The sequence below is a fragment of the Nocardia neocaledoniensis genome, assembly GCF_029868625.1.
Classification (GTDB): domain Bacteria; phylum Actinomycetota; class Actinomycetes; order Mycobacteriales; family Mycobacteriaceae; genus Nocardia; species Nocardia neocaledoniensis_A.
This window is the reverse complement of the sequence record NZ_JARWOJ010000382.1, coordinates 23,399-33,800: the sequence shown is the minus strand read 5'-3', so window position 1 is coordinate 33,800 and position 10,402 is coordinate 23,399. Positions and strand designations below refer to the sequence as shown.

Sequence of the window (10,402 nt, the reverse complement as noted above, 5' to 3'; positions counted from 1 at the left end):
TGGTGACCACGCTGGCCGAGCTGACGCGGGCCCGAGCGATCCTGGCCGAGGTGGTGCCCGCGGGGGTCCACCTCGAGATCGGCATCATGGTCGAGGTCCCCGCGGCCGCCGCCAAGACGGCCGCGTTCGCCGCCCACGTGGCCCGGCGTGGGCCGGGGGGGGGTGGGGTGGGCCGGTTGCTGGCTGGGCGCTCACCCCGGCCTACGGGGGCGGCCCCCCCCGCCCCCCCCCCCTTTCGTGTCAGCTGAAGGTGCCGAAGAAGTCGAAGCAGGCCCAGCCGCCGCGGAACCACTGGGCGATGAGCTGCCAGAGGGAGGGGTAGGTGCCGTCGGGGTTGCGCATGCGCAGCCCGAAGGAGCACTTGCCGATGGTGGTTCGGGTGAGGCGCTGGACGATCGTGCGGTGCAGGAACGAGGCGGCGAGCCAGGCGAGCAGCCCGTACACCACGGCGGTCGGACCGGAGGCGAGGTACCAGACCGTGGCGCCGATCGCGGCGTGCAGAGTCATGTCGATGAGGAAGGAGGGGATCACCCCGGTCTCGTCGCCATCGATAGTGCGTCCTGAGAGGACGAATTCGTCCTTCGGCCGGGCAAGTTCTCCGGTCTCGGCCGCGACGAACCTCAGGTGTCCCTCGGCATCGCGCTCGTAGGCGCCGGTCCTCGTCGCGCGGCGGGGCGGTGCTGCGTTGGTCATGGGGTCAGCGTGCGGGACTCCGCTTAACGAACACCCGGTGTCGACCTTGTGCCCGCCGAGCCGGTCGACCAGGGCGACCCGGACGCCGAACCGCTACCACCGGAACCACTTCCGCCATCGCCGGGTAGCTCGGCCCCCGCAGAGCCCGGCCCGTGGATGCGAACGGTGACCGCGCATGTCCAGCTCTGTTGGCGAGAGAACATAGTTCTCACGCCGGGGGTGGTCAAGGCCACATCGCGGCGGCGCCGCTTCGGTCAGCGCAGGGCCGGGATGACCTCGCGTTCGAAGAGCTCGATGCCCGAGGTGTCGTAGGCGGCTTCGGGGAAGTTGAGGATGGCGTAGGCGAGACCGAGATCCTTGACGGCGGTGAGGCGTTCGACGATCTGTTCGGGGGTGCCGACGGCGGCGCTGTCGTCGAACTGTTCGTGCACGCGGGCCTTGGCCTCGTCGGCGCCGAGGAACGGGGTGTAGCGGTCGATCACGGTGGAGAGACGTTCCTGGACTTCGGATTCGGTGCTGCCGACGATGGCGTTGAAGTTGGAACTGCGGGTGATGGCCGCGAAGTCGGTGCCGACCTCCGCGCAGTGGGCGCGCAGGATGTCGGACTTGCGGGTGAACTCCGCCGGCTCGCCGGAGAAGTTGGTGTAGTTCGCGTAGGTCGCGGCGATGCGCAGCGTCTTCTTCTCGCCGCCGCCCGCGATCCAGATCGGGATACCGTTCTCCTGCAACGGCTTCGGGTGCACGATGGCATCGTCGACCTGGTAGTACTTCCCGTTCAGGGTGGCCCGGCCGGTCTGCCAGGCCTGGCGGAAGATCTGCACACCCTCGTCGAGCCTGCCCAGCCGCTCACCGGCGGAGGGGAACCCGTAACCGTAAGCGCGCCACTCGTGTTCGTACCAGCCGCCACCGATACCCATCTCCACCCGGCCACCCGAGATCAGGTCGACGGTGGCGGCCACCTTGGCCAGGTAGGCGGGGTTGCGGTAGCTCATGGCCGTACACATCTGACCGAGCCGGACCCGGGACGTGCTGGCCGCGAAGGCCGACATGAGGGTCCACGCCTCGTGGGTGGCCTCGTTCGTCGGCACCGGCACCGTGTGGAAATGGTCGTACACCCAGATCGATTCCCAGTCCGAGCCCGCGTCGAAGCGCTGCGCCAGTTCGCGCATCACCGACCACTGATCCGCCGGTTCGATGCCGACCAGGTCGAGCCGCCAACCCTGGGGGACGAAGATGCCGAAGCGCACGAGTTTCTCCTCGGTGTGTTGACCTGACGTGAGCTGCCCCACCCACCTTTCCCACCGCCGCGCACCCGCGCAACTATTGGACGCGCGCCGCGCCGAATCCTGGACCGGCCGTTATTCGGTTGGCACACCCGCCGGAACCGGGCATGCTCGGGCCGGTATGAAAGATATCCGGCAACCACGACTCGGCGTCGACTTCGGCCGGGTCATCCAGGGCGCCGCGCTGGCCCCCGGTGCCGCGGACACGACCTTCCTGTCGGGCGGCTTCGCCGAAGCCATGAGCACGCCACCGAGTCCCGACGCCTTCGAGGTGCTGGCTCGGCTGGTGGACCGCTTCGACGGCAACGCCTGGGTCATTTCGAAATGCGGCCCGCGCGTCGAGGAGCGAACCCGCCAGTGGCTCGATCACCACGAGTTCGCCGCGCGCACCGGTATTCCCCGGGAGAACCTCCGCTTCTGCCGGACCAGGGCGGGCAAGGCCCCGCACTGCGTGGACCTGGGGATCACGCACATGATCGACGATCGCCTCGACGTGCACCGGGCGCTGCGCGGGCTGGTGCCGCGGCTGTACCTGTACGGGGTCCAGCCCGAGCCCGCTCCGGACTGGGTGATCCCGACACCCGACTGGCGCGCCGTCGAGCAGGTGGTCGGCGCGGACCTCGCGGGTCAGGCGTTCGGGTCGCCGTAAGCGGCGGCGATGTCCTTGGAGCTGGGCCAGCGGCTGTAGGTCGGTGACTGCGGCCAGCCCTCGGGGCTGTCCTGCCATTCCTCCTGCCTGCCGTAGGGGAGCGCGTCGACCAGGCCGAAGGTGTAGGCGAGTTGCTCGGTGCCGCGGCCGTCGGTGTGCCAGCTGCGGTAGACGGTGTCGCCGTCGCGCAGGAAGGTGTTCACCGCGAAGCCCTCGCCCGGGCCTGCGCCCATATCGGCGCCGAAGGGGCTGTCGTGGGTCGAATACCAGGTCATCGTGTTGCCGACGCGGCGCTTGTAGGCCAGCACCTCGTCGATCGGTCCCTGCGTGACGATGACGAAGCGCGCGTCGTAGGCCGCGAGGAAGTCCAGCCGCGCGTACTGGGCGGTCAGGCCGGTGCAGCCGGGGCACTGCCAGGTGTTCCCGTCGGTCCACATGTGGTGGTAGGTGATCAGCTGGGAGTGTCCGTCGAAGACCTCGGCCAGCGAGACATCGCTGCCGTCTTCGGCCTTCAGTGTGTAGGGCGGCAGTTCCACGGCGGGTAGCCGTCGCCGCTGCGCCGCGATGGCGTCGAGTTCGCGGGTCGCGGCCTTCTCTCGCACCCGGAGCTTGTCGAGTTCGGCCTGCCAGGTGTCGTGATCGACGATCGTCGGCAATGCGGTCATGATGACCACCCTTCCAATGTCTACGGCGTGCACATTTGGTATGTTCACACCGTAGACTTCGCAGGAGAGGAGCGTCAAGGGTTGGCCTACCATCACGGCGATCTCGCCGCCGCCCTGGTCGACGCAGGCCTGGAGCTCACCAGGTCGGGCGGGCCCGAAGCGCTGACGATCCGCGCCGCCACCCGGCGCGTCGGAGTCACGCCCAATGCCGCCTACCGGCACTTTCCCGATCGCCAGGCGCTGCTGCGCGCGGTGTCGGCCGCGATCGAGGCCGCGATGGCGGCGGGCATGGCCGCCGAGCAGGTTCCCGACAGTCCGCGCGCGCGGCTGCGCGCGGTCGGGCTCGGCTACATCGGGTTCGCGCTCACGGAGCCGGGGTGGTTCGCCGTGGCCTTCTTCGGTGCGGGGGACACCTCGCCCGAATCGGTCCGCGACTCACCCGCGTACCTCGCCCTGACGGACGCGCTCGACATGATGGTCCACATCGGCGACCTCGATCCCGCCGCGCGCGCCGGCGCCACGTGGAGCTGCTGGTCGACCGTGCACGGCTTCGCCGAACTCGCCCTGCGTGGACCGCTGCGCCATCTGGACCGCGCCGAGCTCCGAGCGCTGGCCGAACGGGCGGTCGACACGGTCATCGCCGGGTTGCCGCGTCCGATGTGACACACATCACTGTGACCAGTGGTACTCCCGGTAAAGATGAAACATGGGACCACCGCATGTATTCTGCAGGTGGAAGGGTGTGCCCGGGTGGGTACTCCAAGCGATCTGCATCGGCGATGGCCTGCAGCGACGGCGAGGAGGTGGTGTTGCGATGCGCAGCGAACCCCCCAGTCGAAGGCCGCGCGGCGTCGCCCCTTCGTCCTCGCACTGATTTCCGGCCGGTGAGATCGGCTGTGCGACACGGTCGTGGTGGTCGACGCCCGCGGTGTGCCACACCGTTTCCCGATCCACTCTCGTAGCATCCCCGCGGCCTCGTCGTGGGTGTGCGCGCACTCGCGCCAGAGGACTCTCCCATGTCGCAGATCGATCTCATCGAAGCACGTCACGTCACCCCCGCCGCGGATTCGCCGCGTCCAGAGCCGACTCCTGTTGTCGCCGAAGATCATTCGGTGACCGAAGCGCTGGAGATCCTGTCGGAGTCGGTGCGCGACATCGTCGAGACCCGCCGGGTCGACGGCGCCATGGACTGGCTCGACAACCGCCCGCCGCACGTCATCGCCGACGCGCTCGCCCGAATGGACGCGGTGCAGGCCGGTGTCGTGTTCCGGCTGCTCGACAAGGATCGCGCGATCACCGTGTTCGAGGAACTCGAGCCGGTCGACCAGCAGCAGATCCTGCAGGGCCTGCGGGAGAAGAGCTTCCGCGATCTCGTCGAGGCGATGGACCCCGACGACCGCGCCCGCATGCTGCACGAGGCGCCGGCGAAGGTGGCCAAGAAGGTCCTGGCCGGGCTCAGCCCGCGCGAGCGCCGGATGACCGCCACGCTGCTCGGCTACCCCGAGGGCTCGGTCGGGCAGTACATGACGCCGGAAGTCGTTGCGCTGCCGGACAATCTGACCGTCGCCCAGGCGCTGAGCTGGGTGCGCGCCAAGGGTGCCAACGCCGAGACGGTGTACACGCTGCCCGTGGTCGACTGCGGCCGCAAGCTCACCGGCATCGTCGAACTGCGTGAGCTGGTGCTGCACGCCCCCGAGGCCATGGTGTCCGAATTGGTGGTTACCGAACCGGCTTTCGTGCGCGCCACCGATTCCGCCGAGAAGGCCGCGCGCCTGATGAGCTCGACCAACGACATCAACCTGGTCGTCGTCGACAGCGAGGACCGGGTCGTCGGCCTGCTCACCATCGACGACGCGATGGAGGTGCTCGAGGCCGCCGACAGCGAGGACGTGGCCAAGCAGGCCGGCTCGGCGCCGTGGGAGGGTCACTACATGGCCGCCAAGGTGTTCCAGCTGGCACGCTACCGGGCGCTGTGGCTGATGCTGCTGCTGTTCGCGGCCACGCTGACCGTCAGCGTCACCGACGTGTTCTCCACGACCCTCGAGCAGGCCGCGAGCCTGGCGCTGTTCATCCCGCTGCTGATCGGCGCGGGCGGCAACGCGGGCGCGCAGGCCGCGACCGCGTGTGTGCGCGCCCTGGCGGTGGGTGAGGTGCGGGTCTCGGACCTGTTCAAGGTGATCTGGCGGGAATGCCGGGTCGGGCTGGTGCTCGGCAGCATGCTCGCGGCGGCGGGTCTGCTCATCGGAACCCTGTTCGTCGGCCCGAAGATCGCGGTCGTCGTGGCGATCACCCTGGTGATCATCTGCGGCTGGGCGGCCACCATCGGCGGCACGATGCCGTTGCTGGCCAAGAAGTTCCGCATCGACCCGGCCGTGGTCTCGGCGCCCATGGTGACCACCCTGGTCGACGCGACCGGGCTGATCATCTACTTCACGACGGCCAAGCTCGTGCTCGGCATCTGACCCCGCGCCCACCCACCCTCATTCCGATATCCGGACCTGCGAGGGCGACGAGCCCCGGTCGATCACGACTGCGGGAAGATGGCCAGGATGTGGCCCATGACGTCGCGGGCGACATCGTCGGTGGCCGCGGTCACCTCGACGATCGGCAGGCGGGTGCCGAATGCTGTGCTCTCGGTGGGTAATTCGGGGCCGACCGCCGCGGTGTACATCGGGATGCGGCTGTCGTAGACCGAGACAGACCGGTGCACCGTGCGGTCGCCGATCTTCTCTTCGGTACTGCGCGCCGCCAGGTAGGCCGGCACCCGGTACTCGTAGCTGACGGTGATGTCCTCGCCCCGGTAGTGGAACAGGCAGGCGGTGAGGCGCTGTTTGCCCGAGTCGACGGTGCCCGCGAGTTTCGCGCGGACCGCGCACGGGTCGGCGCCGAGCAGCACGGTGGCGACGGTGTCGGGGGAGGTGCCCTGGGGCGGTGCGGCCCGCCAGCGGTCCAGCATGCCGGGCAGCAGGCCGTCGGCGACCGCGCACGGGTCCTGCCCGGGTGGGGTGGTCAGGCCGAGGTAGAAGGCGGCGCCCGCCGGGAAGTGGGCGGTGGCGCCGCAGGAACGCGGCATGCCCTCGTCGCGGTCGGGGACCAGGCGGATCTGCACGTCGCCGAGGTTCTTGCTGACACCGCGGCCGGGGGTCAGGTCCGGCAGCAGCGTCGCGTGCCAGGTGAGGGTGGTGCCCTCGCCCGGAGCCGCCGAGCCGAGCACCGCGCGGCACGAGTCCAGGCCGACCGTCACGTCGTGGATCTCGGCCAGGGTCGACAGCGTGTCGCGCGGAATCAGCGCGCACACGTCGATCTGCCTGGTCGCCTGGGCGACGGTCGCGCGCTGCTGTTCGGTCGTGGCGGGCTGCGACCAGAATTCGGGCGGTGGCGCCGGGATCACCGGCGCGGGCGGCACGGCCTCCGTCGAGGATTCGCCCGCGTCGTCGTCACCGCAGGCGGCGCAGCACAGCAACAGGGCGGCGGCCAGTACCAACCGACGATTCATCAGCACCCCTGTCCTCGGTGGAACAAGTCCGCGCTCCGAGTCTGCCCGGGTGGCAATCCGGCCGCAAACATCGTGCCCGGAATGTTGTGACCCTGCTCAGGGAAATACGGCCAGGGTCTCGCGCATGACCCGCTCGGCGACGGCCGAGTCGGCGGTCACCGCGACGGTCGGCACCCGGGGACCGAGCAGGGCGTCGGTCGGGCCGGGTGCCATGCGCGGGCCGACGATCACCGACAGGGCGGTGACCTCGGACTGCGTCCCGTCGAAGCGGTACACCTGCCGGGTGCCGACGGTGAAGGCCGGGGTGTCGTCGACGATCGAGCGCTCGTCGTTGTAGTCGTAGGTGACCACGGCCGCGTGCCCGTCGACGGTGAGCCGGCACGTCGTGACGCCCTGGTCGGCCACCGGCACGGTGACGCCGAGCAGCGGGGCGACGGCGCACGGGTCGGCACCGGTCACCACCGTCCGGTCCGAATCGGGGGAACTGCCCTGCGCCGGTTCGGCGCGCCACGCGACCAGCGCGATCCGCATCAACGCCTCGGCGGTCGCGCAGGCGTCGCTGGGCGCGCGCACACTCATCGACAGATCGGCGCCGGAGATGAACCGCGCCCACGCCTGACAGCTCCCACGCACCTGTGGATCGTCGGACCCGGACGGCTCGTCGTGGAACAGCACCCGCACATCGCCCATGGACCGCTCGCGCACCGGCAGGTCCATCGACGGCTCGCCGGAGAACATCACCCCGGTGCTCCACGTCGCGTCGATGCCCGTGAGATGGCCCTCGACACCGATGTTGAGCCTGCACTGCTGGGGATGCACGTTCTCGACATCCCTGACCTTGCCCAGCGTGCCCAGCCGGACCCGCGGCAGCAGCCCGCACACATCGAGCGCGCGCACCTTGCGCAAGACCCCGGCCCGATCCTGGTCCGAGATCGCCGCGGTGGACCAGAACCCGCCCCGCGGCATGCTGTCGTCCACCGATTCGCCCTGGCAGGCGACCAGCATCAGGGTCGCCGCGATGAGCAGGAGTGTCCGTCGCACGGCGGGTCCCTTCGGATCAGGCCGCGGGGAACAGCGGCAAAAGCTGTCGCATCACGTCTTTCGCGACATCCTCGGTATCGGCGAAAACGTCGACCACCGGAACCACGTTACCGCCGAGGCCGGCCGGGCCCGGCGCCAGCTCCGGGCCGACGACGGCGACGAAGCCCGCGCGGCACGGCGGCACCGACCAGTGCGGTCAGCTCGCGCATCCATCGATCGCGCTCGGCGTGGTGGTTTGGAAGCAGGGGCGGCGCCGCGTGCGGTTCGGGGGGTCAGGTGGCGGGGAACAGGTCCATGGTGTGGCCGAGGACTTCGCGGAGGACGGCGGGGTCGCGGCCCGTCAGTTTCACCGCGGGCACCCTAGGACCCGTCGACGAGGTGGGCCCCGCCGGGCTGAGAGGTGCGCCGAGAATGGCGCCGTACCAGGATGTCTCGGTGATGCTGCGCAGGTCGTAGCCGGGGTGGCCGTTGACGACGAGGATCGGAGCGCCGACGGCGACGAGGGCCCTGTCGTTGTAGACGTACTGCAAGTCGATGTCGACGCCACGGTACTCGAACACGCACGCGTGCAGGAACCGCTTGGCCAGTGGGGTCGAGACGCCGAGGGTCGCCAGGACGGCGCACGGATCCGCCACGGCGAGGGGAGTTTTCGGGGTGTCCGGCGAGGTGCCCACGGCCGGTTCGGTGCGGAGCAGCTCGAGCGCGCGCGGGAGGACGGTGTCGACGACCGCGCACGGCTCGTCGGCGAGCGGCGTGCTGACCTGGACGAACAGCCCGATCGTTGCGGGGAAGCGGGCCGTGGCCATGCAGGTCCGGGCCATGCTGCCCGGCTCGGCATCGGCGCGCGGGCGCTCGGCGAACACGGTGGCGTCACCGATCTGCGTCCGCGTGCTCCCCTCGAACGGTTCCAGCGGTTCCGGCGCGAGGTTCAGCGACCAGCTCACCCGGGTCTTCGCGCCGAATTCGGTGGAGTTCAGTTCGGCGGCACAGGTATCGGGCGCGCTCGCCACGACGGTCGGTACCGTCCCGATCTCGCCCAATGTGGCCCGTGGAATCAGCGCGCACGGGTCGATCGCGCGCGCCGCTGCCATGACGGCGAGATGCTGCTCGTCGGTGGTCGGCGCGGTGTTCCAGGCGATCGGTACGCGGACGGGCACCGGTCGCGGTTCCTCGCACGCTGTCGATCCGAGCGACAACACCACCGATGCGGCGGCCACGATGAGGCGGCGAAGCATGGCTGATCCCCCCTGGACGAACGCTGTCCGAGCGCCGGACGTGCGAGCCGCAGTTTGCCGGGCGGACGCGGGGAATGCAAAGCGCGGGGAACTCCGGTGCGTGGCCGGATTCACCCGTCGAGGCGGCGGTGCGCGCGTGTGGCGAATCTCTGGCGATGCGATGGTGGCGTGGCGGCGGTCGTGGCGCACAATAGGGGCCGCGTGTGTGGTGTGTCGGTGTGGTCGTACTGGCCGGACGTGCCACGCCGCAACACAAGCTGTTGTGCTTACCGGAGTTGTCACCCACTACGAGTAGTGTTCAGGTGAACGGGCTCGCGCACGGCGGCGGTGCGGGTAAACGGTCTGGCGGAAAGGTGTGGAGGCGGAATGAAGCTCATCGATCGGGTACATGCCATCAACTGGAATCGGGTGCCCGATGAGAAGGACGCCGAGGTCTGGGATCGCCTGACCGGCAACTTCTGGCTGCCGGAGAAGGTGCCGGTGTCCAACGACATCCCCTCCTGGAACACCCTGACCACCGACGAGAAGCAGCTCACCATGCGGGTCTTCACCGGCCTGACGCTGCTGGACACCATCCAGGGCACCGTCGGCGCCGTCTCGCTGATCCCCGACGCGCTCACCCCGCACGAGGAGGCGGTGTACACCAACATCGCGTTCATGGAGTCGGTGCACGCCAAGAGCTACAGCTCCATCTTTTCCACGCTGTGCTCCACCAAGGAGATCGACGAGGCGTTCCGCTGGTCGGAGGAGAACCGCAACCTGCAGCGCAAGGCCGAGATCGTCCTGTCGTACTACAACGGTGACGACCCGCTCAAGCGCAAGGTGGCCTCCACGCTGCTGGAGAGTTTCCTGTTCTACTCCGGCTTCTACCTGCCGATGCACTGGTCCTCGCGGGCCAAGCTCACCAACACCGCCGACATGATCCGGCTGATCATCCGCGACGAGGCCGTGCACGGGTACTACATCGGCTACAAGTACCAGAAGGGCCTCGAACTGGTCTCCCAGGCCGAGCGCGACGAGCTCAAGAACTACACCTTCGAGCTGCTCTTCGAGCTCTACGACAACGAGGTCGACTACACCCAGGACCTCTACGACGAGGTCGGCCTCACCGAGGACGTCAAGAAGTTCCTGCGCTACAACGCCAACAAGGCGCTGATGAACCTCGGCTACGAGGGCCTGTTCCCGAAGGACGAGTGCGAGGTGAACCCGGCCATCCTGTCGGCCCTGTCGCCCAACGCCGACGAGAACCACGACTTCTTCTCCGGCTCCGGCTCGAGCTACGTCATCGGCAAGGCGGTCAATACCGAGGACGAAGACTGGGAGTTCTGACCCGGATCGTC

12 protein-coding genes are annotated in these 10,402 nt (G+C 69.2%); 5 read left to right on the top strand and 7 right to left on the bottom strand.

From position 1 onward, the window contains the following. Positions 1 to 248, top strand: a 248-nt coding sequence (locus QH270_RS30410; RefSeq protein WP_280347734.1) for a hypothetical protein, incomplete at its 5' end; no start/stop codon positions are given. Here QH270_RS30410 and QH270_RS30405 read toward each other — a convergent pair. Then, positions 241 to 693 carry an RDD family protein gene (locus QH270_RS30405; RefSeq protein ID WP_280347733.1) on the bottom strand — a complete coding sequence of 151 codons (453 nt, stop codon included), beginning with the start codon at positions 691 to 693 and terminating at the stop codon, positions 241 to 243. The two genes, QH270_RS30410 and QH270_RS30405, sit on opposite strands and share 8 nt — an antisense overlap. A 254-nt stretch (positions 694 to 947) precedes the next feature. Further along, a complete protein-coding gene (locus QH270_RS30400; protein ID WP_280347731.1) occupies positions 948 to 1,940 on the bottom strand; it encodes an LLM class F420-dependent oxidoreductase in 993 nt (330 codons plus the stop codon). A 157-nt stretch (positions 1,941 to 2,097) separates the two neighbouring features. Here QH270_RS30400 and QH270_RS30395 point away from each other — a divergent pair, with 157 nt between their 5' ends. Next, a complete protein-coding gene (locus QH270_RS30395; protein WP_280347729.1) occupies positions 2,098 to 2,625 on the top strand; it encodes a hypothetical protein in 528 nt (175 codons plus the stop codon). Here the strand turns inward: QH270_RS30395 and QH270_RS30390 are convergent. After that, positions 2,604 to 3,290 (bottom strand): DUF899 domain-containing protein, encoded by a 687-nt coding sequence (locus QH270_RS30390; protein WP_280347727.1) that lies wholly within the window; start codon positions 3,288 to 3,290, stop codon positions 2,604 to 2,606. The two genes, QH270_RS30395 and QH270_RS30390, sit on opposite strands and share 22 nt — an antisense overlap. 81 nt (positions 3,291 to 3,371) lie before the next feature. On the opposite strand from QH270_RS30390, the gene QH270_RS30385 reads away from it, so the two are divergent. Further along, positions 3,372 to 3,953: a TetR/AcrR family transcriptional regulator gene (locus tag QH270_RS30385; protein WP_280347726.1), complete on the top strand. Its 582-nt coding sequence runs from the start codon at positions 3,372 to 3,374 to the stop codon at positions 3,951 to 3,953. A 353-nt stretch (positions 3,954 to 4,306) separates the two neighbouring features. Beyond that, on the top strand, positions 4,307 to 5,752 hold the full coding sequence (gene mgtE / locus QH270_RS30380) for a magnesium transporter (protein WP_280347724.1): 1,446 nt from the start codon (positions 4,307 to 4,309) through the stop codon (positions 5,750 to 5,752). A gap of 62 nt (positions 5,753 to 5,814) precedes the next feature. On the opposite strand, the gene QH270_RS30375 is transcribed toward mgtE, so the two are convergent. The 4 genes from QH270_RS30375 to QH270_RS30360 all read right to left on the bottom strand — a co-directional run bounded on the left by QH270_RS30375 (position 5,815) and on the right by QH270_RS30360 (position 9,062). Then, positions 5,815 to 6,786 (bottom strand): peptidase, encoded by a 972-nt coding sequence (locus QH270_RS30375; RefSeq protein ID WP_280347722.1) that lies wholly within the window; start codon positions 6,784 to 6,786, stop codon positions 5,815 to 5,817. 96 nt (positions 6,787 to 6,882) lie between these two features. Continuing rightward, positions 6,883 to 7,827 (bottom strand): hypothetical protein, encoded by a 945-nt coding sequence (locus tag QH270_RS30370; RefSeq protein ID WP_280347720.1) that lies wholly within the window; start codon positions 7,825 to 7,827, stop codon positions 6,883 to 6,885. A 16-nt stretch (positions 7,828 to 7,843) separates the two neighbouring features. Next, entirely contained in the window at positions 7,844 to 8,011 is a 168-nt protein-coding gene (locus QH270_RS30365; protein WP_280347718.1) for a hypothetical protein, read from the bottom strand. 88 nt (positions 8,012 to 8,099) lie between these two features. Then, positions 8,100 to 9,062, bottom strand: coding sequence for a hypothetical protein (locus QH270_RS30360; protein WP_280347716.1), 963 nt, complete (start codon positions 9,060 to 9,062; stop codon positions 8,100 to 8,102). A 366-nt stretch (positions 9,063 to 9,428) separates the two neighbouring features. Here QH270_RS30360 and nrdF point away from each other — a divergent pair, with 366 nt between their 5' ends. Continuing rightward, positions 9,429 to 10,391: a class 1b ribonucleoside-diphosphate reductase subunit beta gene (gene nrdF / locus QH270_RS30355; RefSeq protein WP_280347714.1), complete on the top strand. Its 963-nt coding sequence runs from the start codon at positions 9,429 to 9,431 to the stop codon at positions 10,389 to 10,391. Positions 10,392 to 10,402 lie beyond the last annotated feature (11 nt).